Raw genomic sequence first — 25,143 nt, 5'->3', positions numbered from 1 at the left:
AACCAAACATAGCCCCTGCCTCCCCTCGAGCTTCTCGCAATCAGAGCGTCGAAGACTTGACGGCTACACGGTGAAAGGGCATCTGCAGTGTATGCTGATCCTGAAAATATTTCGCGCCCCCGAATGGGCCGCCCTGCGCGACAAAGGCGAAAGCCAAGGCGCGCCTGTTGATGTGGCCGATGGCTACATACATTTTTCCACCCCAGAGCAAGCGCAAGACACCGCTGCCAAACACTTCGCGGGCGAAGAGGGCCTCGTGCTTCTAGCGGTTGAGGCCGATACATTAGGTGATGCGCTAAAATGGGAGGTCTCCCGTGGCGGCGCGCTCTTCCCACATCTTTACCGCAACATTCGCCTCTCAGATGTCACCGCAAGTTATCCACTACCGTTGGTGAATGGCGCACATGTATTTCCCCAAGAGGTTCTGGCCCCATGAACACGCTCGAAGCCCTTGCCCTTAAGGCCATGCACAAGGTTGATCCGGAGCGCGCCCACGGGCTTGCAATCTCTGCTCTCAAACTCGGCCTTGTGCCACTTTCAGGGCCCGTCACTTCACCACGCCTCGCCACGACAGTGGCAGGACTTGCACTGCCAAACCCCGTTGGCCTTGCCGCAGGGTTTGACAAAAACGCCGAAGTGCTGGCGCCGCTGTCTCGCGCGGGCTTCGGCTTCGTCGAAGTTGGCGCAATCACGCCGCGCGCACAAGCTGGCAACCCCAAGCCACGCCTCTTCCGCCTTACCGAAGATCAAGCAGCCATCAACCGCTTCGGCTTCAACAACGAAGGCATGGAAGCAGCCAATGCACGGCTGGCAAACCGCCCGCAAGACGCTGTGATTGGCCTCAATCTCGGAGCAAACAAAGACAGCGAGAACCGTGCCGAAGACTTCGCCCGCGTACTAAGCTATTGTGGTGCCCACTTGGATTTTGCCACGGTCAATGTATCGTCCCCCAACACTGAAAAACTGCGCGATCTACAAGGTGCTGAAGCGCTTTCCGCCCTGCTCGCGGGCGTGATGGAAGCCAACAGCTGGCTCAAAAAACCGCTGCCCATTTTCCTAAAAATCGCACCAGACCTCACCGATACCGAGATCAGCGAAATCGCAGAGGTCGCGCAAACCCAAGGCCTTAGCGCCATCATCGCCACCAATACAACGCTCAGCCGCGAAGGCCTCGCCAGCGCGCAACGAGATCAGGCCGGTGGCCTTTCAGGCGCCCCCCTGTTTGAGCGCTCCACTCGCGTTCTGGCCAAACTCTCCATGGCAACAGAGGGTAAGCTTCCACTCATTGGCGTCGGCGGTATCTCAACAGCGGAACAGGCCTATGCCAAAATCCGTGCTGGCGCCTCGGCCGTGCAGCTTTATACCGCACTTGTCTATCACGGCCTCAGCTTGGCTTCGGACATTGCCAAGGGTCTAGACAGGCTACTGGAGCAAGATGGTTTCGCCAATGTCCAAGAGGCTGTGGGTACAGGGCGTGACGCATGGCTATGATGATCTGGCACAACCCACGTTGCTCGAAGTCACGACAAACGCTGGAGTTGATAGAGGGGCATACTCCGCAAGTTCGCCTCTATCTCACTGATCCACCAAACGAGGCCGAGCTGCGCGCTGCAGCTGCCTCTTTGGGCCTCAAAGCTATCGAGCTGATGCGTACAGCCGAACCTGAATTCAAAGCCGAAGGCCTTACCAAAAACAGCGCTGAAGACGAGCTCTTTGCCGCTATGGCTCGCAAACCGAAGCTCATCCAGCGCCCCATCGTCTTTCACAATGGCAAAGCCGCAATATGCAGGCCGCCAGAGACCGTGCTCAACCTGCTCTAGCCGCTTGCTCGAGCGCAGGATAGCGCAGCATCAGTGTGGCTGCACGTGCAACGAACGAAATATGCAGCGCAAGCCAGAGCCCGTGATTTTCCATCGCGGGCATCAGGCTCCACGCCGCCACCGCATAGACGACAAAGGCCACAGCCATCATATTGCGCATATCCGCCGTGCGTGTCGCGCCTATGAAAATTCCGTCCATCTGCGTCAGCCCAACAATCATAACAGGCGCAGCCACAAGCCAGAGCAAGTAACGCCGCGCTTCCGTCTGCACCTCGGGAGCTTTTGTCATAATATCGATGAGACCTGGGCCCAAAAGCCAGAAGGCCAGCGCCATCAATACGCCCAGTCCAAGCGCCCAAAGGCTGGTGAGCAAAGCCGCGCGCCGCACACGTCCCGCAGCTCCCGCACCAAAAGCCTGCCCCACCAGCGCCTCTGCAGCAAAAGCAAAACCATCAAGCGCATAGCCCGTTATGTGCAAGAACTGTAACAGCACCTGATTGGCTGCCAGCGTCACATCTCCAAAGCGCCCGCCCAGAAGCAAAAACGACACAAAAATACCCTGCAGCAAAAGCGAGCGCATCAGAATATCGCCATTCACCACAGCCATGTGGCGTAGCTTCATACGGTCAAACACCCGCGACCAATCCCGCCAAGCTGTATGCGCAAAGGCCTGGCGACACATCCAAAGCCCCAGCAAAAGCCCCGACCATTCCGCGATAAACGTGGCCCAAGCTACCCCCGCAACACCCCAGCCGAACGAAAGCACAAAGAGAAGATCCAGCCCCACATTGACCCCATTCATGAGAAGCTGGATCCAAAGGACCTCGCGGGTGCGCTCTTGCGCAATCAACCAACCCGTGATCCCGTACATGGCTATCGCTGCAGGGGCCGAGAAAATGCGGATTTGCATATAGGTTGCCGCCAGCCCTTCGACCTCGGCACTCGCCGGTGACAGGCGGAACGCTCCCCAAAAGAGCATCGGTTGTACCAAAATAAAGGCTAAGCCTCCCGCAAAGCCTATCATCAATGCACGTGTCAGTAGCGCCGCCACTTCGCCGGTCTCACCGCGCCCGGCTGCTTGGCTTGTCAGCCCCGTCGTACCCATACGCAAAAAGCCGAACACCCAGTAAATGGCCGACAGAATAACGGCTCCCACACCGACAGCTGCAATCGGCGCGGCATCAGGGATTTGCCCGACAACAGCTGTGTCAACCGCCCCCAGAATAGGAATGGTTACATTGGCCAGTAAAATCGGAATGGCAATTTTGAGCACCCGTCTGTGGGTGAGCGCGCCTGCCTCAGTCATCCCGCCGTGGCATCAAAAAATGCCCCGTGCCTTGGGCAAAAATGCGGTTGCGATTGTCTTGCCAGGCTTCAACATGCACGCTTGCGTAACGCCGTCCCGAGCGGTTTACTTTTGCCCGCGCGTAAGCATCTCGCGGTAGTCCCGTCCGTAGATAGTCGATGGTGAAATCAATCGTTTTCGGCAAACGCGGCAAATGCCCTTTGACAACTTCGTTTGCATCCAGCTCGCCGCGCTCGATCTCATCCCACAAAACAGACCAGCCAAGACCGATCACCGCAGCCACCTCCATAAACCCCGAAATCGCACCGCCGTGCAATGCTGGCAGCAAGGGGTTGCCTATAAGTTTGTCATCATAGGGCAAAATCGCTGTTAGCTCATCCCCTCTGCGATCAAACTCTATACCCATAAAGTTAATGTACGGCACACCATGTACCAGCGCACTCAAAGCCGCATCGCGGCGTTGCTTTATCACTTGGACTGGCTCAGGGCGCTTGCGGCTCATGCTCAACGCTCCACAGTAAAGGCACCAGTGGCCGTTGCCACCGGGTTGTCTTTGTCGTCATCGGTCGCCGTTGCTCGCACAAAGGCGACAGACCGTGTGATATGATAGCACTGCGCCTCTGTTGTTATGGTTTGACCGGGGGTCGCAGGCCGCATGTAATCAATCCGTAAGTCAATCGTGGCAGTTCCTGCTGGTGAGCTTGGATGGCTCATCGCAGCTGCTCCACAGCACGTATCCATCAACGCCGAGACCGCGCCTCCATGAATTACACCTGTCTCAGGATCGCCAACAAGCTGCGCAGAATACGGCATTTCAATCCGAGCATAGCCGTCGCCGATTGTGGTCAGCTCCATACCCAAAGCCCGACTGTGGGGGATCGCAGAGATAAACTGTTTGGCAATTTTTGCTTTGTCCATGGGGCTTCGGACTCCTTTGCAGACATACTTCCAGAGCGGTGCCTCCTTCGCAAGACGTAACACTCCGTTTTGCCCGCCTTGTGTCTTCCTCTAGGGCACCATAGGTTCGCCGCGAGGAGGCCCACCATGCCAGAAACACGTCTGACTTTTAAAGAAATGTGCGCCAAGTTTGACGTTACCCCGCGCACGTTGCGCTACTATGAGTATATTGAGCTTCTCGAGCCCGCTCGGGAAGGACGCACACGTTTTTATGCCCCCCGCGAAGTTGCCCGAATGACACTCATAATGCGCGGCCGTCGCTGGGGCTTTCCACTCGAGGACATTCGCCAATTTCTTCTGATCTACGAAGAAAGAGGCACAAAGGCCCAACTACAACACTGGATCGATATGGCCTCGGGACAGCTTGCAGAGCTAGAGAAGCAACGCCAGGATCTTATGACGGCGATCACCGAGCTCACAGAAAGCCGTGAAGCGACATTAAAAATGCTCAACGCCCCATAAGTGACGCAACGTCTACATTACGTCAACGTCAACTTTCTCTTGAACGACTCGGCCAAGGCACGCATGTATTGATCAATGCGATGACTTAACCTGAGCCCTCAGAGAGACACACATGCCAAATTCCGATAGATTGATGACGATCCGTGAGATGTGCGATACGTACCAAGTTACGCCACGCACCCTTAGATTTTATGAGGCCAAGGAGCTTCTGTCCCCCGTTCGCGACGGACAGAAGCGCCTCTTCACCCACCGTGATCGCGCTCGACTGACGCTTATCCTGCGGGGCAAACGTTTCGGCTTCTCTCTGGAAGAAATTCGCCAACTGCTCGAACTTTATCATGTAGGCGACCAACAGCAGACACAACTTTCAAGCACCCTGTCCATCGCACGCGAGCGCCTCGCCGACATGGTTCACCAACGCGATGAGCTCACACTGGCAATTGAAGATCTCAGCGAACAGATTGACTGGGTCGCCAAGACCCTCGCAAGCACGGCCGAGACAAAAGACGCTGCTGAATAACCGTGTGCGTCAAACGCCAGGACCAATGACAAAAGCTCCCAGGGAGACACCAGATGCCAAGCTACACAGCCCCCATTAAAGACATGCAATTCATCCTACATGATGTTCTGAAAGTCAGCGCATCTGATATTGCAGGATACAATGACCTAGATCCCGAGTTTACCAGCGCAGTGCTCGAAGAAGCAGGGAAAATCTGCTCCGATGTTCTCTTTCCGCTGAATGCCGTTGGCGATACCGAAGGCTGCACCCTCGAAAACGGCGTGGTCCGCGTGCCGACAGGCTTCAAAGAAGCTTTCGATCAGGTGCGCGAGGGCGGCTGGACAGGACTGGATATGCCTGAAGCTTATGGCGGCCAAAACATGCCCTATCTGCTCGGTACAGCCGTGGGCGAAATGTTCTCCGCCTCCAATCAGGCCTTCACCATGTATCAGGGCCTCACTCACGGCGCAGCCTCGGCCATCCTTGCCCATGGCACAGACGCCCAGAAAGACACTTACCTTCCCAAGATGGTGTCGTGCGAATGGACAGGCACGATGAACCTGACAGAGCCACACTGCGGGACAGATCTTGGCCTCATGCGCACTAAAGCCGAGCCGCAGGATGACGGCAGCTACAAAATCTCGGGCCAGAAAATCTTTATCTCCTCAGGCGAGCACGAGATGGCCGACAATATCGTTCACCTTGTCCTGGCCAAAATCCCGGGGGGGCCAGAGGGCATCAAAGGTGTATCGCTCTTCATCGTACCCAAGTTCCTCGTCAACGAAGACGGATCGCTCGGTGCGCGCAATGGCGTAACCTGTGGAGCGCTCGAAGAGAAGATGGGCATCCACGGCAACTCTACCTGCGTCATGAACTATGACGAGGCCACAGGCTACCTGCTCGGAACCGAGCACAAAGGCATGCGCGCAATGTTCACCATGATGAACGAAGCCCGCATCGGTGTGGGCATGCAAGGCCTTGCACAAGCCGAAGTCGCCTACCAAAACGCCGTGATTTACGCCAAAGACCGCCTGCAAGGCCGCGATGTAACAGGCGTTAAGAACCCTGAGGGTCCTGCTGACCCATTGATCGTGCACCCCGATGTACGCCGCATGCTGATGGACCAAAAGAGCTTCGTCGAAGCGGGCCGCGCCTTCATCCTTTGGGGCTCCTCGCTCATTGATGCAGCCCATCGCTCTGGTGACAAGGAAGCCGATGGCCTCATCTCGCTGATGACACCCGTGGTCAAAGGTTTCCTCACCGATGTGGGCTACGCGATGACCGTTGAAGCTCAACAGGTCTACGGCGGCCATGGCTATATCGAAGAATGGGGCATGTCCCAGTTCACCCGCGATGCGCGCATCGCGATGATCTACGAGGGCGCCAACGGCGTTCAGGCGCTGGACCTGGTGGGCCGTAAGCTCGCGCAAGACGGCGGCAAACACGTCATGGCCTTCTTTGAAATGGTCAAGAGCTTCTGCGCCGAGCAAAAAGATGTCGAGGGTATGGAACACTTTGTGGAGCCACTCAAAAAAGCATCCAAAGACCTGCAGGCCGCAGGAATGTTCTTTATGCACAATGGCATGAAGACCCCCAATGCAGCGCTCGCAGGCTCAACCGACTTTATGCATATGATGGGCCACGTTTGCCTTGGCCTGATGTGGGCGCATATGGCACGGGCCAGCCTTGATGCTCTGGCCTCAGGAACCTCTGACGCAGCGTTCTATGAGACGAAGCTGGCGACTGGGCGGTACTATATGGCACGCCGACTCCCGGCGACAGCTTTGCACCTTGCACGAATCGAGAGCGGTGCAGATCCTGTTATGGCGCTTAGTGAAGACCAGTTTTAACGCAAGCTAAGGAGCTCGCCTGTATCATGCCCAAACGTTTCCGCCTCACCCGCCGCTTTCCGGCCGCTATGACAGAAGATGGCTACCGCAAACTGAAGAAGTTTGCACAGGAGGCAGGACTTGATGAGGGCGAGGCTCTTAGTTTTCTCTTCGAAAACTTTGAAAGCGTTATGAACCACGAAAACCTGACAGCACGCCTCAGACTATTCAACTCAGAGCTTGAGGCACGCAAACGCTAATTCTTCTGGGGAGGAGAGAGACAATGGCTTCCAGCTGGATGACCGAAGAACATCAGATGATTGCGGATATGACCCGCAAATTCATCACCGACGAGTGGGTACCCAAGTACGACAAGTGGCGCAAGCAGGGTGAGATGGACCGTGAAACATGGACCCAAGCCGGTGAGCTCGGCCTTCTTTGCCCGTCAATACCCGAGGAATATGGCGGTGCGGGCGGCGACTTCGGCCATGAAGCCGCGATCCTGATTGAAGGCAGCCGAGCAAATCTTGCGAGCTGGGGGCATGGCATTCATTCAGGCATCGTTGCCCACTATATCTTGCATTGCGGCACCGAAGAACAAAGGCAACGCTGGCTGCCCAAAATGGTGACAGGCGAGCTTGTTGGTGCTCTGGCCATGACTGAGCCTTCTGGCGGCTCGGACGTACAAAACTTAAAGACAAAGGCCATCAAGGACGGAAACGCTTACCGCCTTTCAGGCCAAAAGACATTTATCACCAACGGACAACACGCCAATCTCATCATCGTTGCGGCCAAGACCGACCCGAAACAAGGCTCAAAAGGTACCTCTCTCATGGTGGTAGAGACGGATCACGTTGAGGGTTTCACACGTGGCCGAAACCTTGAAAAGGTTGGTTGCCATGCTGCCGACACCTCGGAGCTTTTCTTTGATAATGTGGAAATACCGCCAGAGAACCTGCTCGGAGGCGAAGAGGGCAAAGGCTTCTACCAAATGATGCAACAGCTCCCCCAAGAGCGTCTCATCATAGGCTGCGGCGCAGTTGGTGCAATGCAAGGTGCAGTCGAGCGCACAATTGAATATTGCAAGGAGCGCGAGGCCTTCGGCGGCCCGATCCTGCAGTTCCAGAACACCCGCTTCAAGCTCGCTGAATGCAAAACCAAACTCACCGTCGCCCGCGCTTTCCTTGACGAATGCATGAGCGAGCACCTGCGTGGCGCGCTGACGGTCGATAAGGCCGCCATGGTCAAATACTGGCTCACTGACACACAGGGCGAAGTGCTGGACGACTGCGTACAGCTCTTTGGAGGATACGGGTACATGCTAGAGTACCCCATTGCGGAAATGTGGGCTGACGCCCGCGTCCAACGCATCTACGGCGGCACCAACGAAATCATGAAAGAGCTGATCGCAAGAAATCTCTAATACGCCTTTTCATAGATAAAATATTCTGCGGCGGTCTAAGTGCTGATCAACACCCCCAACTGCGGCAGGCGAAAGGACAGTTGAATGACAATCAAACTCCACTGCTTCGGTGAATCAGGCAATGCGTATAAAGCAGCCCTTGCGCTCGAACTTTCAGGCCTCCCTTGGAAACCAGTCTATGTCGACTTTTTCGGCGGCGCAGCCCGTACACCTGAATGGCGCGCGAAAAATGTGATGGGTGAAGCTCCTGTATTGGAAGACGGAGACATCCGCCTCACGCAGTCTGGCGTCATCCAACAATATATTACCGACAAAAGTGGCAAATTCGGCGGCACACCTGAAGAAAAATACGAGGTGCTCCGGTGGGTGCTCTGGGACAATCACAAAATGTCTTCCCAAGCTGGGGTTACCCGTTTTCTTATGAACTTTTTGCCCGAAGACAAACGCCCCAAAGACGTCATCGGTTTTCTACAAGGCAGGCTCAAAGCAGCCTACGCCACGCTGGATTCGCACCTTGAAGGCCGCGACTACATCGTGGGCAAAGGCCTGACAAATGCCGATCTCTCAAATTGCGGCTACCTGTTTTACCCCGAGCCTTTTGGCTTTGAACGCAGCGAGTGGCGCAACATCGACCGCTGGCTGACCAACATTGAAAGCACCGATGGCTACAAAGCCCCTTACGATTTGATGCCCGGCAGCCCCGCTGACCGCGCCTAATTCACGTCTGAACTTGAGGAGACGAGACATGACCGAAGCCTATATATATGACGCCGTACGCACGCCGCGCGGCAAGGGTCGCAAAGACGGCTCTCTGCACGAAGTCTCCGCCGCGCGACTTTCTGCCGTGGCGCTCAACGCCCTTAAAAAGCGCAACGGCCTTGAGGGCCATGCCGTTGAAGATGTCATCTGGGGCAATGTTACCCAGGTTGCAGAGCAAGGCGCTTGCCTTGCACGGACAGCCGTTCTCGCGTCTGATTTGGATGAATCTATTCCAGGCCTCTCCATCAACCGTTTTTGCGCATCAGGCCTAGAAGCGGTGAATCTCGCTGCCAACCAAGTGCGCGGCGGCGCGGGCAACGGGTATATTGCAGGCGGTGTGGAGTGTATGTCACGCGTCCCTATGGGCACTGACGGTGGCGCGATCGCGGTCGATCCAAGCATCGCTATTGAGAATTACTTCGTGCCCCAAGGCATCTCGGCCGACATCATCGCAACGAAGTACGGCTTCACCCGCGATATGGCCGACGCCATGGCCGTCGAAAGCCAGAAGCGCGCCAAAGCCGCATGGGATGCGGGGTATTTTTCCCGCTCTGTTGTCCCAGTCTATGATGTAAACGGCCTGCCTATTCTGGCCTATGATGAGTTCATGCGCCCCGAGACTGATATGCAAAGCCTCGGCGCGCTGAACCCCTCGTTCAAGCAAATGGGCGAGGTCATGCCCGGCTTTGATAAGATCGCAATCTTAAAATACCCGGAGCTTGAGCGCGTGAACCACATTCACCACGCAGGCAACTCATCCGGTATCGTGGATGGCGCGGCAGCTGTTCTCATCGGTAACAAAGAGCTGGGCGAACAGCTTGGCCTCAAGCCACGTGCGCGCATCCGTTCAACCGCAAAAATAGGGACAGACCCGACGATCATGCTCACAGGCCCCGTGCCCGTGACCGAAAAAATTCTGCGCGAAAGTGGCATGAGCATTGGAGATATCGACCTGTTTGAAGTCAACGAAGCTTTCGCCTCGGTCGTGATGCGCTTTGAACAGGCCTTCAACGTTGACCATGCCAAAGTTAACGTCAACGGAGGCTCCATTGCGATGGGTCACCCGCTGGGAGCAACTGGCGCGATGATCCTTGGGGCGCTACTCGACGAACTCGAACGGACTGACAAAGAGGTAGGCCTTGCGACGCTTTGCATCGGCTCAGGTATGGGCGCCGCCACCATCATTGAACGGGTCTAAGTATCTATGTTGAGCGCCAAGGACATATATCAGGCTCATCTCGATTGCGTTTCCAAAGCTCTTTGGGAACGTAGCTACGAGGCTATACTCGATCTCATTCGCTTTCCTTCTTTTGTTGAGACCGACACTGAAGTCCTAAAAATTGATAGCCGAGAATGCTACTTGCCCTCTCTTATCTCTCTGCGCGAGACACTCGACCGCTTTGGCGTAACGGCTTACCATCGCCTTTGCCGCGAGGCCGTATTTACCTCAGATGACCCGAACCGCATTGAAGGTATTCACGAGACCTTTCCTCTCACGGGCACCACCCCCGTAATAGAACCGTACCTCAACCATATGACCCTTGTTCAACAAGATGGTCTGTGGCTGGGCGCAGGCCTGCGCTCTGCCACACAGAATACAAACTGGTTGATGATCAAACATCCCGAGCCATCCAATGGCCCAACAGCCCAAGAGGCTGAGACACAGGAGCAAGACGCATGACAGATTTTACGATGCAAAAAGATGCCGAGGGCATAGCCACCATTATGTGGGATACAGCCGGAAAATCAATGAATGTGATGAGCATTCAGGGCTTCGCCGATCTCTCTGATCTGGTCGATGACGCGTTGGCCGATGAGGCCGTCAAAGGTATCATCATTACCTCTGGTAAAGAGGGCAGCTTCGCAGGCGGAATGGACCTCAACGTCATCGCCAAGATGAAAGACGACGCCGGCGACGAGCCAGCAAAAGGCCTCTTTGACGGTGTGATGAGCATGCATGCCGTGCTGCGCAAGATCGAACGTGCAGGCATGGATGCAAAAACAAACAAAGGCGGCAAGCCCATCGCCTGCGTCATGCCAGGAACAGCGCTTGGTATCGGCTTTGAAATCCCGCTCGCCTGTCACCGCATATTTGCGGCCAACAACCCCAAGGCCAAGATCGGGCTGCCCGAAATCATGGTTGGCATTTTCCCGGGCGCTGGCGGCACAACTCGCCTTGTTCGCAAACTCGGCGCTATGGCCGCCGCGCCTTTCCTTTTGCAGGGTAAGCTTTCCGACCCTGTCAAAGCCAAGCAAGCAGGGCTTATTGATGAGGTCTGCGACGACCCCATGTCAAACGCGCGTGCATGGGTGCTCTCAGAGCCAAATATTGTGAAGCCATGGGACGAAAAAAGCTACAAAATGCCAGGTGGTGCACCTTATCACCCCGCGGGTTTCATGACCTTCCTTGGTGCTTCCGTCATGGTGCATTCCGAAACACAGGGGGCATTTCCCGCGGCTAAAGCCTTGCTCTCAGCCGTCTATGAGGGTGCCCTCGTACCGTTTGACACGGCCCTCAAGATCGAAACACGCTGGTTCGTGCACACGCTGATGAACCCGAGTTCAACAGCCATGATCCGCTCGCTGTTCATCAACAAGGAAGCGCTGGAAAAAGGTGCTGTCCGCCCCGCCAATGTGCCTGATCAAAAAGTCAAGAAAATCGGCGTCCTCGGCGCAGGCATGATGGGCGCGGGTATTGCGCTGGTGTCCGCTCAAGCTGGCATGGAGGTTGTTCTCATTGACCGTGACCAAGCTGCCGCCAACAAGGGCAAGGCTTACACCGAAAGCTACATGGACAAAGGCATCGCCCGTAAAAAGGCGACCCCAGAAAAGAAAGAAGAGATGCTCGCTCGCATCACCGCAACACCAGACCTGGAGGCGCTCAAAGGTTGCGACCTCATCATCGAGGCTGTGTTTGAAGACCCTGCCGTAAAGGCTGAAATGACCAAAAAAGTCGAAGCCGTGATCCCGGACGATTGCATCTTCGCCTCCAATACCTCGACCCTGCCGATCTCAGAGCTGGCCAAGGCCAGCACACGACCTGAGCAATTCATTGGTATCCACTTCTTCTCCCCCGTCGAGAAGATGCTTCTTGTCGAGATCATCAAAGGCGACAAGACAGCCGATGTCGCCGTGGCCAAGGCGCTCGACTACGTGCGCCAAATCCGCAAGACACCGATCGTCGTCAACGACGCCCGCTTCTTCTACGCCAACCGCTGCATCATTCCCTATATCAACGAGGGCCTGCGCATGGTCACCGAGGGGGTCTCTCCCTCGCTCATCGACAACGCGGCGCGCCAGCTTGGCTTCCCGGTCGGGCCATTGCAGCTTAATGACGAGACCTCAATTGACCTGGGTGCCAAAATCGCCCGTGCCACCAAGGCGGCGATGGGCGCGGATTACCCCGACAGCCCCGGCGATGATCTCATCTTCTGGATGGAAGCCGAGGGCCGCTTGGGGCGCAAAGCCAACGCAGGCTTTTTTGAGTATGACGACAAAGGCAAGCGCACTGGCTTCTGGCCGGGACTCAACGAGAAATACCCCCTCGCCGAAGAGCAGCCCGACCTCATAGAAGTGCAGGAGCGGCTCATGTTCGCCCAGGTGCTTGAGGCCGTCCGCGCACTAGAAGAAGGCGTTCTCATGGATATCCGAGAAGGGGATGTGGGCGCGATCCTGGCTTGGGGTTTTGCCCCTTGGTCAGGAGGGCCCCTCTCATGGCTCGATATGATCGGAACCCCCTACGCCGCCGAGCGCACAGCCGAATTGGCGGCCAAGTACGGCCCCCGCTTTACAACGCCTGCGCTGCTCGCGGAAATGGCTGAAAAAGGCCAGAGCTTTTACAAGCGCTTTGCGCCAACGGCCGAAAAAGCGGCTTAAAACCTCTTCAAAAAAGGACAAAGGGTGCGTGATAAAGCGCACCCTTTTTGGGCTCTGGATGCGCCCCAGAGATGACCTTAACGGTCGAGAATTGCCAAGCACAGCAATACAAAAAGGCGCCCCTCTTCTCCAAAAGCTCAACCACTGGCAAACGCGATGTGTCGCATGTTCAATCTGTGCAGCAATCCTGCTGGTGGCTCGCTAGGATTAGGACAGCTTGCGGGCGCAGACTTTTTGGCCAGTCAGAACCGATAGCCAAACGTTTCGATATCTTCCGAGCAAGCCTCCGCCACCACACACATATCCTCAGCCGTGTAATAGCTGCGGTAATCTTCAGCGCGCGCGCTTTGGTTTTCGCGTGGCAGGCTGATCTCGAACCCCAGATGCTCAAACAAGGGCTGCGCGTCCTGCTCAAACTGTTCCAGCCGGATATAGAGTGCATCACGCACATACCCGTCACTGCCACGCAGATAGCTGCTGTAAGGGTGCGCTTTCATCGGCCCCATCACAACAGGTGCACGTAGAAACTCCGCAAAGCCAAGCGCCTTGGCAGCCGCTACGGTAGGGTGTTCAAAACTCTGTGTCTTGAGCCAGTGATAATAGCTCACCATCCTGTCCCAAGGATTGCGCACAAGCGTAAAGCACAGCATCTGGTGCATCTCTTCGGCGCTCAACAGCCCCTCGATATCGGCAAGCGTGGAATGCTTCCAAAGCCGCCCACGCGCCTCAGCGCCCTTGAGCTTCTTGCGCCGCTTTAGCGCCTTTGGAGTGTCTCCGAGCATCATATCATCACGCATCGCACGAGCCTCAAGCGCCAGCGCAAGCGAGGTCCCACCTGTCTTGGGGATATGCACAAAAACATATGCGCGACCGCGAGAAATAATCATGATGCGAGGTTAGTCACGCTGTGAGCGCAAGGCAATCACCGAACCCGCCATAATGATGAGTAAAATTCCAACCATCTGGCTGCCCACCAGTGTTTGACCAAACCAGAAAAACGCGAAAAGTGGCCCGAAAATCATAATCGAATACTCAAACACAGCGACATAGGACGCGTCGCCGAGCTGATAGGCGCGCGTCAAACAGAACACCCCCACAATAGAGCCGAGAATATGCCCGACCAAAATCAGCCCGACACCCTCCATCGGCCAAACCCAGCCACGCGTGACAAAAGCCAAAGGCCCCTCAACCTCCTGCACTCCGAAAAACCCGATGAACGCGAGCCCCAGGAGCCCCAAAACGCCTTGCATGCCCATAGTTCCAGCCAAAAGCGCACACGTGCTTTCACCATCACACATGCGCCGCGTGATCACTGCATTCAGCGCATACAGCACCCCGCCAATCACAGGCACGATCACCAGCGGGCTAAAGCTACTGGGGCTGATCTGCAGCACAGCCAGTGTGCCAAGAAAGCCTGCTAGCACGGCCCCGATCCGAAACATCCCAATAGGCTCACGAAAATATAGAGCCGTGATCAAAACAACGATAATCGGTGAGGTGAACAACCCCGCAAGCGACTGCGCAATCGGCAAAAAGGCCAGCGAGGCAAAGTAAAACAACATCGCCGACGCAAATAAGAAACTGCGCAATAAAACGGGCCACCACTTCAGTGGCAAGAACCGCTGGCGCAGCACCAGCGCCACAAAAAAAATGACAGGAATAGAGATGAGCAGACGGATTACATACATCTGCCAAAGACTTATCACCCCCGACATCACCACAATAAAGTTATCAACCACCCCAAGAATGAGCATGCTTGAAAGCATCCAGAGGGCTGCAGCAAGTGGCTTTGTCTCACTCATGTCATTTCCGCCTTCATATGGTCGCACATAGGCTTTTCAAAACAGCCAAGCTAAGGTTAGTCTTCTCCAACTGCGACATAAGTTCGCAAATAGGGGAGGAAGACAATGGGCCAAATGCGCGACGAAACCGGCTTGGGGAAAACCGCAGCCAACTACGTGCCACTTACACCGCTTTCACATCTGAAGCGGGCGTCCTATATTTTCCCTGACCGGCTGGCCGTCGCTTATGGCACACAACACCGCAAAACCTATGCCGAGTATCATGCTCGCGTCACGCAGCTTGCTTCCGCACTTGCCCGCGCAGGGATCGAACCTGGGGATGTCGTGACGACCCTGCTACCCAATTTGCCGGCCCATGCTGAAGCGCATTTTGGCGTGCCCGCAGCAGGCGCGGTGCTCAACGCCGTCAACACCCGCCTTGATGTAGGCACCGTCACCTATATTCTGGAACATGGCGAGGCCAAACTCGTACTCGTAGACACAGAGTTTTTGCCCATACTGGAAGAGGCTGTCGCAGCGATGAGCACCGCAGCGCCTCAAATCATTGAGGTTGCAGATCCATCAGCAGGCCACAATGCCACAGGGCGGCACGTGGAATATGAAGACTTCATCGCCACAGGCGACATCGGCTTCAAATGGATAATGCCAGCAGATGAGTGGGAGAGCCTTGCCCTCAACTATACGTCCGGCACAACAGGCCGCCCCAAGGGCGTCGTCTACCATCACCGCGGTGCATACCTCATGACTATGGGCACAGTGGTCAGCTGGCAGCTCACCCTGCGCCCCGTCTACCTCACAATCGTGCCTCTGTTCCACTGCAACGGCTGGAACCACACATGGATGATGCCCCTGCTCGGCGGCACTATTGTGTGCTGCCGCAACATCACCGCCAAAGCTGTCTATGACGCCATCGCCGATGAAGGCGTCACCCATTTCGGCGGTGCACCCATCGTGCTTAATTCAATCGTAAATTGTGATGATAGCGACAGACGCGGCTTTGATCACACGGTACAGGTCTTTACGGCAGGCGCTCCGCCCCCCGCTGCCACTCTAGCGGCAATCGAGCCTCTTGGTTTCAATGTGACCCAGGTTTACGGCCTAACAGAAACCTATGGCCACATCACAGAATGTCTCTGGCGCGCCCGCTGGGATGACCACCCTGATGAAGAGCGCTACGCCATCAAGGCGCGAACTGGAGTGCTCATGCCCATGATGGACGAAGCCGTGGTGCTTGACTCCGAAACCATGGTCGCCGTCCCGCACGATGGCAAAACCCAGGGCGAAATCATGATACGTGGCCACACCGTCATGAAAGGCTATCTCAAAAATCCCGAGGCTACGGCGGAAGCCTTCAAAGGAGGCTTCTTTCATTCGGGCGATATTGCCGTACAGCACCCCGACACATACCTCCAAATCATGGATCGTTCCAAAGACATAATTATTTCTGGCGGAGAAAACGTCAGCTCAGTCGAAGTCGAAGGTGTGCTCGCGTCCCACCCCGCCGTCTCGCTCTGCGCCGTGGTGGCCAAGCCTGACCCCAAATGGGGCGAAGTGCCCTGCGCTTTTGTCGAGCTAAAGCCCAAAGCCAGCGCAAGCGAAGAAGAGTTGATCACATTTGCACGCTCAAAATTGGCAGGCTTCAAAACCCCCAAGAAAGTGGTCTTCCAAGAGCTACCCAAAACCTCAACAGGCAAAATTCAGAAATTCGAACTGCGCAAAATCGCCGCCGATCTCTAGGCTCCACCGCCGGTCCCTCATTTTGGCCCAAAGCCTCTCAAGGGGCTAGAAGGCAAAGCACCCAAGACTGAAGTCGCCGCGAAACTGCGGCGCAATCGCTCTTTCCCCACGTGGCTTGCTCATGCTACCCTTTGCATAAAGAGGCAGGAGCAGGCCCATCCCGATGACAGCACTGAAAGAATATGACCGTATCGAGGCGACAGGCCTATGGCGTGCCAACAAAGACGCCCAACGGCGCGAAGTTATCGTGTCTATCGGCGATGCGACCCTCACAATTTCAGATCACAATGATACCGCTTTGGCCCACTGGGCTCTCGCTGCTCTGGAGCGTGCCAATCCGGGCGAGCATCCCGCCATCTTCTTTCCAAACGGAGATCGAACAGAAACGCTCGAGCTACCCGAAGATGAGGCTCAAATGATCGCGGCGATTGAAAAACTGCGCGCCCGCATCGAGCGCGCACGCCCACACCCAGGGCGCGTCAGGCTTTGGGTGAGCCTCGGGGTTATCGCCGCCGTTGTGGCTCTGTGCGTATTCTGGCTTCCTTCTGCAGCACGAGACCACGCGCTGCGCGTTGTGCCAGACGTCAAGCGCACCGAAATCGGATCAGGGCTTCTTGCGCGGATCACTCGCGTTGCGGGCCTGCCCTGTACAGCTCCCGAGGGCAGCCGTGCCCTGCGTAAGCTTGGCGCGCGGCTCCCGTCACCTGATGGAGCAGCACGGCTCGTCGTTCTGCCAGGTGGCGTCATAGAAGCCGCTCATTTGCCAGGTGGCGTCATTTTGCTCAACCGCGCCCTGATTGAAGACTTTGAAGAACCAGATGTCGCCGCGGGTTATATCATCGCTGAACATCTCGCAGCTCAACTCAGTGACCCGCTGGAAGATGTATTGGAGCAAGCAGGGCTGATTGCAACGTTGCAATTGCTCACAACAGGCAAGCTGAGCGACACGGCTCAAGACAGCTATGCAGAGCATTTGCTCACACGCGCCCGCAGCTTTGTGCCAAATGACACGCTTCTTGCCGGTTTCGCCGCATGGTCTGTGCGCGCAACTCCCTATGCTTATGCCAGGGACATCACAGGCGAAGAGACACTCCCCTTGATCGAAGCAGACCCGTTTCGCACAACGGCGCCAGAGCCCTTGCTCACTGACAACGACTGGCTCCGCCTTCAAAATATCTGCGGCAGCTGACTTTTACGGAAGCGACACGGCGTGTCGCCCACTCCCCTTGCCAAGAGCGGGCACATTCGCGAAGGTGCGTTGAAGAGGGCAGCGCTGAGTCTTGCCCGCAAAATACCCTGACACAGCACCTCTAGGGAGATGGCCATGCGATTTGAAACTCCGGAAACGATAGACGAAGCCGTTGCGCTGCTTGCGGCCGATGCTGGCGCGCGCGTACTGGCAGGCGGCACAGATCTGCTCGTACGCCTGCGTGCAGGCCATGTCGCGCCGTCGGCCATCGTGGACATCAAGCACATCAAAGGCATGAACGAAATCACTGCCGAAGCTGGCGGCTGGCGCATTGGCGCTGGCGTGCCTTGCGCTGCAATGGGTGAGCACGCAGGCCTCAAAGCCGACTACCCCGGTGTCGTCGAAGGCGCCGAGCTTATTGGCTCCACACAGGTTCAGGGACGCTGCACAATGGTGGGTAATCTCTGTAATGCAGGCCCCGCAGGCGATAGTGTCCCCGCAATGGTTGCTGCTGGCGCTACCGTCCGCATCGCAGGGCCAAATGGGACGCGTGACATACCCGTGCTCGAAGTTACCACGGCTCCGGGCAAAACCTCTCTGGCCAAAGGCGAGTTCGTCACATCAGTCTTTCTTCCTGAGCGGGGCCAAAAAGGCGGTGACGCCTATCTGCGCTTTATCCCGCGCACTGAAATGGACATCGCCGTGGTCGGCTGCGCAGTCAACATCATCCTCGCCGAAGACGGCACGGTGGCCTGCGCAGGCGTCTCGCTCGGCGCGGTCGGCCCCAAAGTGATGCTTGTCAAAGAAGCCGCCGAAGCCCTCATCGGCTCCAAATGTGAAGACACAGCGCTCGATGCCTGTGCAGTCGCAGCCTCTGCCGCCGCCACCCCGATTGATGACAAACGCGGCACAATAGCGTTCCGCAAAGACGTGTCCGGCGTCCTTGCCCGCCGCGCTGCCCGCATCGCCTATGCCCGCGCAAACGGAGAAAAATCATGAGCCGTATCCACGTACACACCACAATCAATGGCGACGAAGTCGACTACCTCTGCGAAGCAGGCGACACCCTTCTGGATGTCCTGCGCGATCAGCTCGATTTGACAGGCTCCAAAGAGGGCTGCGCCTCAGGCGACTGCGGCGCTTGCACCGTTCGCCTTGACGGCCGGCTCGTCTGCTCCTGCCTTGTGCTCGGGGCCGAGGCCGAGGGCCGCGCGGTCGAGACCATCGAAGGCATGGCCAAAGGCGAAGAGCTGCACCCTTTGCAGAAAAACTTTATCGACAAGGCCGCGCTGCAATGTGGCATCTGCACACCGGGTATTCTGGTCGCGGCAAAAGACCTGCTCGAGCGCAATCCAGACCCGACAGAAGAAGAAGTGCGCTACTGGCTCGCCGGCAATCTCTGCCGCTGCACGGGCTATGACAAAATCATCCGCACGGTGCTTGAAACCGCTGCCGAAATGCGAGGAGCAGCCTGATGGCCAAAGACGAGTTCCAGAGCCGCGAATTTAAAGTTGTCGGCACCCGCGTTCCCCGCCCAGATGGCTTGGACAAGGTCACAGGTCGCGCCCGCTACGGCGCGGATATGTCTGCCCCGGGCATGCTCTTTGGCTACTGCTTGCGCAGTCCCCACGCCCACGCGCGCATCCGCTCGATTGACACCTCGCAAGCCGAAGCGATGAGCGGTGTGAAGGCCGTGGTCACCCGCGCCGACTTCATCCACACCCCCGAAGACGAGGGCACGCGCGATATCCTTGATAACGTCATGGCAGGCGAAAAAGCGCTTTACGATGGACACACAGTCGCCGCCGTCGCCGCCACTTCTCGCTCTGTGGCTCTGGCCGCTCTCAAGGCCATCAAAGTCGACTATGAAGTGCTACCCCACGTGATCGACGTGGACGAAGCCATGAAAGAAGGCGCACCTGTGCTGCACGAAGGCCGCCAGCAAGAGAGCGTGCCAAAGGGCTACAGCCAGAACGTGCTGGCGCGCAGCCAGTATGGCCACGGCGATATCGCGGCTGGCTTTGCCAAAGCCGACCTGATCGTGGAGCGCAGCTTCACCACGGCCGCAACGCATCAGGGCTATATCGAGCCGCACGCCTGCCTTGCAACGATGGGCAATGATGGTCAGGGCGATCTGTGGTGCTGTACCCAAGGCCACTACATGGTGCGCAACACCTGCTCCGCCATTTTGGGTATGGAAGCAGGCCGCCTCAAAGTGACCGCGTCCGAGATCGGCGGCGGCTTTGGGGGAAAGACAACGGTGTTTCTTGAACCTGTCGCGCTGATGCTCTCCAAGAAGTCGGGCAAGCCCGTCAAGATGACCATGGCGCGTGAAGAAGTCATGCGCGCCTCTGGCCCCACCGCCTCCACCTCGATTGACATCAAGATCGGCATGACAAAAGACGGCAAAATCACCGCCGCCCAAGGTGATTTCCGCTACCAGTCGGGCTGCTTTTACGCAATGAACGGCGCCCTGGGTGCGATGTGCGGCTTTGCGCCCTATGATCTGGACAATGTCGAGACAGTCGGCTGGGAAGTGGTCACAAACCGCCCCAAAGCCGCCGCCTACCGCGCGCCCGGCGCGCCCATGGCCGCCTTTGCCGTTGAAAGCGTGATAGACGAAATGGCCAAGGAACTGGGGCTCGACCCGATTGATCTGCGCCTTCTGAATGCAGCCGATGAAGGGACGAAGTCAGCCTACGGCCCAACCTATCCCGCGATCGGCCTCAAAGCCACGCTGGAGGCGGCCAAGGCACACCCACATTGGTCCGCGCCCTTGGGTGAAAATCAGGGCCGTGGCATGGGCTGTGGTTTCTGGTTTAACTTCGGCGGCGACACTTGCGTCTCGCTGATGATCAACCCCGACGGCACAGTCAGCCTGTCTGAAGGTAATCCCGACATCGGCGGCTCGCGTGCGAGCATGTCAATGATGGCCGCCGAAGAGCTTGGCATCCCCTACGAACAAGTCCGTTGCGTTATCGCCGACACAGCCACACTCGGCCAGAACGAGGTGACAGACGGCTCCCGCGTCACCTTCGCGGTCGGTCTAGCCACAATCAAGGCCGCCCGCCACGCGATCAAGATCATGAAAGAGCGCGCCGCCGCCACATGGGGGATTGAGCCCGAGGCTGTCGAGTGGGTTGATGGCGCCGCCCAGCCCGCTGGCCCCAACGCGGGCAAATTCCCTCCGATGACGCTCAAGGAAATCGCTGAAACCGCCTCAAACACAGGCGGTCCCATCGCCGGTCACTTCGAGGTCAACGCAGAGGGCGCTGGCGTGAGCTTTGGCACGCATATCGCTGACACCGAGGTCGATCCCGAGACAGGTGCCGTCAAAGTGCTGCGCTATACGGTGTTTCAGGATGCAGGCAAAGCCGTGCACCCCGACTATGTCGAAGGCCAGCTTCAAGGCGGGGCCGTGCAAGGCATCGGATGGGCACTCAACGAGGAATATATATACGGCGAAGACGGAACCCTGCAAAACGCGGGCTATCTTGACTACCGCATCCCTGTCGCCTCCGATTTGCCAATGATCGACCCGGTGATCCTGGAAATCCCGAACCCCGGCCACCCCTATGGTGTACGCGGCGTGGGAGAAACAGGCATCGTCCCGCCTTTGGCCACACTGGCCAACGCCGTCAGCCGCGCTGCAGGCGTGCGCATGACCAGCCTGCCCATGTCGCCGCCCAAGCTTCTGGCGGCCATCAAAGCCCAAGGCTGAGATGGTCACCGTCACGCTCTGGGGTAGTCTGGCGGACCTCACAGGCGGCACCCGTGACCTGCAAGTCAAAGCAACAAACCTGCGCGAGCTGCTCACCACACTCGCGCAGGACTACCCAGCCCTAAGGCCACAACTCGACCGTGGGGTGTCTGTCTCAATAGACGGCAAAATATACAACGATAGCTGGTTCCAACCGATCACGGAAACAAGCGAGGTCGTCCTGCTCAACCGCCTTGAAGGCGGCTGAAAACAAACCATTTTCAGGTCAAAACACCTCAGAGGATGGCGCACGGCATAGGTTCGAAACCGGTTTACCGCCGCTTGATCCGCTGCAAAAGCGCCTCACTGGCATACCCGTCAGGACTGAGCCCGACTGATTGCTGATAAGCTTTGATCTGCGCCTTGGTGTTTGGCCCGATTTTGCCGTCGATTTTCTCCAGCGAATAACCCTTGCGCTTTAATTGCCGTTGAAGCTCTTTGGTCTCACCTTCGGTTAAGGGGCGCTCGCCAGGGCCAAAGTTGCCAACCAAAGCTGGCCCACCGCGCAAACGGTCAGCGAGATGGCCCACGCCAATCACATAAGCGTCCGCCGCATTATAACGTTCAATCGCACGGAAGTTCTTCTCAAAAACCATAAGTGCCAGCCCGCGCCCGCCGTCAGGAAACAGGATCGACGCAGATCCATAGTCGCGCACGGCACGCCCGTTCACATCCGTCACCCCAAGCTTGGCCCAATCACTCGGCATCTTGAGGGTCTTGCGGCTCGCAAGCCCACGGTTGAAGCCGCTTGGCAGGCGCACTTCCACCCCCCAAGGCATGCCCTTCTGCCAGCCCGAACGCGCAAGATAAGCAGCTGTCGAGGCCAATGCATCACTTGGGTCGTTGCTCCAGATGTCGCGTTTTCCGTCGCCGGTGAAGTCCACAGCAAAAAGCTCATAGGATGTCGGAATAAACTGGGTATGCCCCATAGCGCCTGCCCAAGAGCCCTTGAGCTTGTCAGCACTCGTATCTCCGCGTTGCAAAATCTTGAGCGCAGCAATCAGCTGTTTGGAAAAAAACTCTCCCCGCCGCCCATCGTAGGCCAATGTCGCCATCGCCTCGATCACATTGTAGTCGCCTTTTATGTCGCCATAAAAGCTCTCAAGCCCCCAAACGGCAGCAACGATCTCTTTCTCAACGCCATATTTGCGCTCGATTGCATCGAGTGTGCGCGCATGCTTGCGAAGCATCCGTTGGCCATCAGCCACGCGCTTGTCAGACGTCGCATTCGCCAGATACTCCCAGATTGTTTTGGTGAATTCCGCCTGGTTCCCATCGCGCTCGATCACATCCGTGTTAAAGCGCACGCCGCGAAACGCCCGGTCAATCACACGCGGGTCAATCCCGGCGCGTGCGGCGCGTGGCTTAAAGCCTTCCACCCAGCGCTCAAATCCCGCATTGCGCGCAAAGCTCTTCACCTCAACCAGAGGCGTTGCCCCCACATCAAGATCCGCCGGCCGCACAACAGGGCGCAATGTCGGGACCATTGCGCTCACGCGCATCACGGAAACAACCTCGCCACCACTTCCAGATCCGGGCCGCAACACAGGCCGCAACGAGCTGTCCACTGTGCCACTCGCCGCGACAGAGCCTGAAAGGCCAAGTGCCAAAATAGAAAGTCCGAAATACTTCTGAAGCATTTTTGCCTCTTCTTTGCTGCCCTATTGTAGCCTAGCGCGAAACGCGTGTTTCTGAAAGAGCCGTGTCTCTAAGACTCTTTCGAAACAAGCGGATAATTGCTCCGCCTAATTCAGCCCTAGATGAGATGGCGGCGCATCTTGGCGCCACCACGCCTGCGCTTTTGCGGTAGCGCTAGGCTCATGGGCCGCGGCGGCATCAAAAGCGCCTCTTCAATGAGGCCGCAGAAGGCTTCGACAGCAGGGTCAGAGCGGCGGAACTTCTCGGCAACGGCCAGAGCGGCTGTTGCTTGGCGGGGGAAGCTTTCCCGCCCCTTCAAACCGCCCAGCCATTGCATAAACCCCATACGCGCCAGCTCGGCCACGCGTTCATCACAATCAGTTTGTGTCTGCAACATGTGCAGCGTTCTTTCCAAAATCATAGCGCCCTCCGCGCAATTCTTGTGGGCAAAGAGCTTGGGAAGAGAGACAGCACGGCGCGAGCCTTCAGCAATCACCCGTTCCGAGGCACCCCGCCCGGTGGTTGACATCTGATGGCAGGTCTCCTGACTTGCGGGTCAATGCACGTCTCCGTCCTTCCCGAGCGATAGAGGCTCAGTGGAGCTATCGGAGGGCGCTCACCGCTTACAGTTGCGGGGGCAGTCGCGGAATAAGCCATCCCTTTTCAAGGCAGGCCGCACCGTGTTCCCATTTTCATCTGGCAAAGACGCCAGAACCATCTGTGCCAAGGTTACGCAGCCCCATGAGGAGCTGTCAATCGTACGAATACGTAACCCAAAACGCCCCTAGCCTAAGCCACGGGCCTCATTCACAATTTATTTTATCTCAGTGACCTGTGCCAAACAGAACAAGCTTGGGAATATCCCGTCCCGCTTCGCAGCGGGAACGCACGGCGCAGGACTGCAGACTTCCAGATCGCGGCCCACACCTGCAACATCTCTCTGCCTCATCTCACGAGACTGAGGTCTCCCGCAGCAAGCGGACCACCACTAGAAATATCAACGCCCAAAAAGCGGTTTGCAAAGAGCTGCGCCAACGAAGCGCGCGTTGTTTTCAAACAGAAATGCTGGTACCCGCGGCCGGACTCGAACCGGCACGGCCTATACGGCCTAGAGATTTTAAGTCTCCTGTGTCTACCATTCCACCACGCAGGCACTCTTATTTTATTGACTTATCTTAACATGCTTCCGTAGATTTATACCACAAACTGTCTACCAAATGTCTACCAATTAAACCTAGAGACTTTCATGCCAATCAATAACTCAATCACTCAAGTGACCCTTCAGAACATCAAGCCAACTGGCAAAGTGCAGTTCATTAGAGATGGGTCACTCAGTGGCTTTGGTATCAAGGTAACCGCTAAAGGAAAAGCCTCATATTTTGCAGAGAAGCGTGTCAGAGGCGGTCGGACAGTTCGCAAACAAATAGGTGACGTTTCCCTCTTGAGCCTCAAAGAGGCGAAACAAGAAGCGCAAGAGCTGTTGCTACGACTGGCTAAGGGTGAGGATGTAGTCAAAACAGCAGTCATTGAAGCAGCACCTCAGAACAGTCTTGCTAAATCACTCGACCGCTACATCACCATACGAACAGCAAAAAAGCTCAAAGCCTCGACAGCAGCCAAGTACAGACAACAGATCACTCGCTTGTTTGATGACTGGCTCACCATGCCTGTGGACGCAATCTCAGCCTCAATGGTTGAAGACAAATACACCCGCCTCCTCAAAAGAGGTAAAAGCGTCAACTACATCAACAGTGCGTTTCGCACTCTAAAAGCTGTTATCAACTCTACGGGTGTAGCAACAAATCCTGTTACAAAAGCCTCCCGTATATGGGCGCTTAGCCTAAGCTCCGAACCAAAGAATACCTTCCTGCGGTCAGGTGAGATAAAACAACTGCTTGGCGATTATGCGAGATTTGTTTGGGCGTCTGACCCAACACGCCCCGACCTGCACGCCTTCTTGGTATTCGTACTGCTAACGGGATGCAGAAAGTCAGAAGCTCTCTCACTCAAGTGGGAGGACGTAACAGATAGAGAAATCACCTTTAAGCACACCAAAAACCATTCCGACCACACCATCCCAAATGTT

The 25,143-nt window shown here is 56.7% G+C and carries 26 protein-coding genes, 1 tRNA gene and 1 riboswitch; of the genes, 19 read left to right on the top strand and 8 right to left on the bottom strand.

From position 1 onward, the window contains the following. Positions 1-91: 91 nt before the first annotated feature. Genes ACTG3X_RS13260 through arsC form a run of 3 tightly spaced genes read left to right on the top strand, consistent with a single transcriptional unit; the run spans position 92 to position 1,820 of the window. Positions 92-436 (top strand): DUF952 domain-containing protein, encoded by a 345-nt coding sequence (locus tag ACTG3X_RS13260; protein WP_439111756.1) that lies wholly within the window; start codon positions 92-94, stop codon positions 434-436. Beyond that, positions 433-1,491, top strand: a complete 1,059-nt coding sequence (locus ACTG3X_RS13255) for a quinone-dependent dihydroorotate dehydrogenase (protein ID WP_439111755.1) — start codon at positions 433-435, stop codon at positions 1,489-1,491. The genes ACTG3X_RS13260 and ACTG3X_RS13255 overlap by 4 nt, the downstream gene beginning before the upstream one ends. Next, positions 1,482-1,820 (top strand): arsenate reductase (glutaredoxin), encoded by a 339-nt coding sequence (gene arsC, locus ACTG3X_RS13250; protein WP_439111754.1) that lies wholly within the window; start codon positions 1,482-1,484, stop codon positions 1,818-1,820. Before ACTG3X_RS13255 ends, arsC begins: the two co-directional genes overlap by 10 nt. Here the strand turns inward: arsC and ACTG3X_RS13245 are convergent. From ACTG3X_RS13245 to ACTG3X_RS13235, 3 genes are read right to left on the bottom strand one after another with little or no spacing between them, the layout of a single operon-like run. Beyond that, positions 1,807-3,126 carry an MATE family efflux transporter gene (locus ACTG3X_RS13245; protein ID WP_439111753.1) on the bottom strand — a complete coding sequence of 440 codons (1,320 nt, stop codon included), beginning with the start codon at positions 3,124-3,126 and terminating at the stop codon, positions 1,807-1,809. The two genes, arsC and ACTG3X_RS13245, sit on opposite strands and share 14 nt — an antisense overlap. Then, the gene (locus tag ACTG3X_RS13240; protein ID WP_439111752.1) at positions 3,119-3,628 is read right to left on the bottom strand and encodes a PaaI family thioesterase; all 510 of its coding nucleotides are present in this window, start codon (positions 3,626-3,628) and stop codon (positions 3,119-3,121) included. Before ACTG3X_RS13240 ends, ACTG3X_RS13245 begins: the two co-directional genes overlap by 8 nt. A gap of 2 nt (positions 3,629-3,630) precedes the next feature. After that, on the bottom strand, positions 3,631-4,044 hold the full coding sequence (locus ACTG3X_RS13235; protein WP_439111751.1) for a PaaI family thioesterase: 414 nt from the start codon (positions 4,042-4,044) through the stop codon (positions 3,631-3,633). 126 nt (positions 4,045-4,170) lie between these two features. Here ACTG3X_RS13235 and ACTG3X_RS13230 point away from each other — a divergent pair, with 126 nt between their 5' ends. The 9 genes from ACTG3X_RS13230 to ACTG3X_RS13190 all read left to right on the top strand — a co-directional run bounded on the left by ACTG3X_RS13230 (position 4,171) and on the right by ACTG3X_RS13190 (position 12,931). Next, positions 4,171-4,545 (top strand): MerR family transcriptional regulator, encoded by a 375-nt coding sequence (locus tag ACTG3X_RS13230; RefSeq protein ID WP_439111750.1) that lies wholly within the window; start codon positions 4,171-4,173, stop codon positions 4,543-4,545. A gap of 112 nt (positions 4,546-4,657) precedes the next feature. Beyond that, the gene (locus ACTG3X_RS13225) at positions 4,658-5,065 is read left to right on the top strand and encodes a MerR family transcriptional regulator (protein WP_439111749.1); all 408 of its coding nucleotides are present in this window, start codon (positions 4,658-4,660) and stop codon (positions 5,063-5,065) included. A gap of 53 nt (positions 5,066-5,118) precedes the next feature. Then, entirely contained in the window at positions 5,119-6,894 is a 1,776-nt protein-coding gene (locus ACTG3X_RS13220; RefSeq protein WP_439111748.1) for an acyl-CoA dehydrogenase C-terminal domain-containing protein, read from the top strand. Between the two features lie 26 nt (positions 6,895-6,920). Further along, on the top strand, positions 6,921-7,133 hold the full coding sequence (locus ACTG3X_RS13215; RefSeq protein WP_439111747.1) for a hypothetical protein: 213 nt from the start codon (positions 6,921-6,923) through the stop codon (positions 7,131-7,133). Positions 7,134-7,156: 23 nt separating this feature from the next. Next, positions 7,157-8,296: an acyl-CoA dehydrogenase family protein gene (locus ACTG3X_RS13210; RefSeq protein WP_439111746.1), complete on the top strand. Its 1,140-nt coding sequence runs from the start codon at positions 7,157-7,159 to the stop codon at positions 8,294-8,296. An 84-nt stretch (positions 8,297-8,380) separates the two neighbouring features. Beyond that, complete coding sequence (locus ACTG3X_RS13205; protein ID WP_439111745.1) at positions 8,381-9,013, top strand: glutathione S-transferase family protein; 633 nt, start codon at positions 8,381-8,383, stop codon at positions 9,011-9,013. Between the two features lie 28 nt (positions 9,014-9,041). Beyond that, positions 9,042-10,253: an acetyl-CoA C-acetyltransferase gene (locus ACTG3X_RS13200; RefSeq protein ID WP_439111744.1), complete on the top strand. Its 1,212-nt coding sequence runs from the start codon at positions 9,042-9,044 to the stop codon at positions 10,251-10,253. Between the two features lie 162 nt (positions 10,254-10,415). Continuing rightward, a complete protein-coding gene (locus ACTG3X_RS13195) occupies positions 10,416-10,736 on the top strand; it encodes a hypothetical protein (protein ID WP_439111743.1) in 321 nt (106 codons plus the stop codon). Beyond that, the gene (locus ACTG3X_RS13190) at positions 10,733-12,931 is read left to right on the top strand and encodes a 3-hydroxyacyl-CoA dehydrogenase NAD-binding domain-containing protein (protein ID WP_439111742.1); all 2,199 of its coding nucleotides are present in this window, start codon (positions 10,733-10,735) and stop codon (positions 12,929-12,931) included. Before ACTG3X_RS13195 ends, ACTG3X_RS13190 begins: the two co-directional genes overlap by 4 nt. 242 nt (positions 12,932-13,173) lie before the next feature. On the opposite strand, the gene ACTG3X_RS13185 is transcribed toward ACTG3X_RS13190, so the two are convergent. Together ACTG3X_RS13185 and ACTG3X_RS13180 are read right to left on the bottom strand one after the other, a co-directional pair. Next, positions 13,174-13,818, bottom strand: coding sequence for a sulfotransferase family 2 domain-containing protein (locus ACTG3X_RS13185; protein WP_439111741.1), 645 nt, complete (start codon positions 13,816-13,818; stop codon positions 13,174-13,176). A gap of 9 nt (positions 13,819-13,827) precedes the next feature. Next, on the bottom strand, positions 13,828-14,733 hold the full coding sequence (locus ACTG3X_RS13180) for a DMT family transporter (protein WP_439111740.1): 906 nt from the start codon (positions 14,731-14,733) through the stop codon (positions 13,828-13,830). A gap of 105 nt (positions 14,734-14,838) precedes the next feature. On the opposite strand from ACTG3X_RS13180, the gene ACTG3X_RS13175 reads away from it, so the two are divergent. The 6 genes from ACTG3X_RS13175 to ACTG3X_RS13150 all read left to right on the top strand — a co-directional run bounded on the left by ACTG3X_RS13175 (position 14,839) and on the right by ACTG3X_RS13150 (position 21,627). Then, positions 14,839-16,470: an AMP-binding protein gene (locus ACTG3X_RS13175; protein ID WP_439111739.1), complete on the top strand. Its 1,632-nt coding sequence runs from the start codon at positions 14,839-14,841 to the stop codon at positions 16,468-16,470. 163 nt (positions 16,471-16,633) lie between these two features. Then, positions 16,634-17,659 carry a hypothetical protein gene (locus ACTG3X_RS13170; RefSeq protein ID WP_439111738.1) on the top strand — a complete coding sequence of 342 codons (1,026 nt, stop codon included), beginning with the start codon at positions 16,634-16,636 and terminating at the stop codon, positions 17,657-17,659. Positions 17,660-17,794: 135 nt separating this feature from the next. Beyond that, a complete protein-coding gene (locus tag ACTG3X_RS13165; RefSeq protein ID WP_439111737.1) occupies positions 17,795-18,658 on the top strand; it encodes an FAD binding domain-containing protein in 864 nt (287 codons plus the stop codon). Further along, positions 18,655-19,134: a (2Fe-2S)-binding protein gene (locus tag ACTG3X_RS13160; RefSeq protein WP_439111736.1), complete on the top strand. Its 480-nt coding sequence runs from the start codon at positions 18,655-18,657 to the stop codon at positions 19,132-19,134. The genes ACTG3X_RS13165 and ACTG3X_RS13160 overlap by 4 nt, the downstream gene beginning before the upstream one ends. After that, on the top strand, positions 19,134-21,380 hold the full coding sequence (locus ACTG3X_RS13155; RefSeq protein WP_439111735.1) for a xanthine dehydrogenase family protein molybdopterin-binding subunit: 2,247 nt from the start codon (positions 19,134-19,136) through the stop codon (positions 21,378-21,380). Before ACTG3X_RS13160 ends, ACTG3X_RS13155 begins: the two co-directional genes overlap by 1 nt. Position 21,381: 1 nt before the next feature. After that, on the top strand, positions 21,382-21,627 hold the full coding sequence (locus ACTG3X_RS13150) for a MoaD/ThiS family protein (protein ID WP_439111734.1): 246 nt from the start codon (positions 21,382-21,384) through the stop codon (positions 21,625-21,627). Between the two features lie 64 nt (positions 21,628-21,691). Here ACTG3X_RS13150 and ACTG3X_RS13145 read toward each other — a convergent pair whose 3' ends face one another. The 3 genes from ACTG3X_RS13145 to ACTG3X_RS13135 form a co-directional block, all read right to left on the bottom strand. Beyond that, entirely contained in the window at positions 21,692-23,059 is a 1,368-nt protein-coding gene (locus ACTG3X_RS13145) for a lytic murein transglycosylase (protein WP_439111733.1), read from the bottom strand. A gap of 116 nt (positions 23,060-23,175) precedes the next feature. Then, positions 23,176-23,586, bottom strand: coding sequence for a hypothetical protein (locus ACTG3X_RS13140; protein WP_439111732.1), 411 nt, complete (start codon positions 23,584-23,586; stop codon positions 23,176-23,178). After that, a riboswitch (cobalamin riboswitch) is annotated at positions 23,575-23,790 on the bottom strand. (Overlaps the previous gene by 12 nt.) Positions 23,791-24,123: 333 nt before the next feature. Next, a tRNA-Leu gene (locus tag ACTG3X_RS13135) sits at positions 24,124-24,210 on the bottom strand. 93 nt (positions 24,211-24,303) lie between these two features. Between ACTG3X_RS13135 and ACTG3X_RS13130 the strand changes: the two genes are divergently transcribed. Beyond that, positions 24,304-25,143: integrase arm-type DNA-binding domain-containing protein (locus ACTG3X_RS13130; protein ID WP_439111731.1), on the top strand; the 840-nt coding region annotated here is incomplete at its 3' end.

Origin of the sequence: Lentibacter sp., assembly GCF_965658795.1 — a bacterium.
GTDB lineage: Bacteria > Pseudomonadota > Alphaproteobacteria > Rhodobacterales > Rhodobacteraceae > Lentibacter.
The sequence above is the reverse complement of the archived record's forward strand: the minus strand, read 5'-3'. Positions and strand labels throughout refer to the sequence as shown.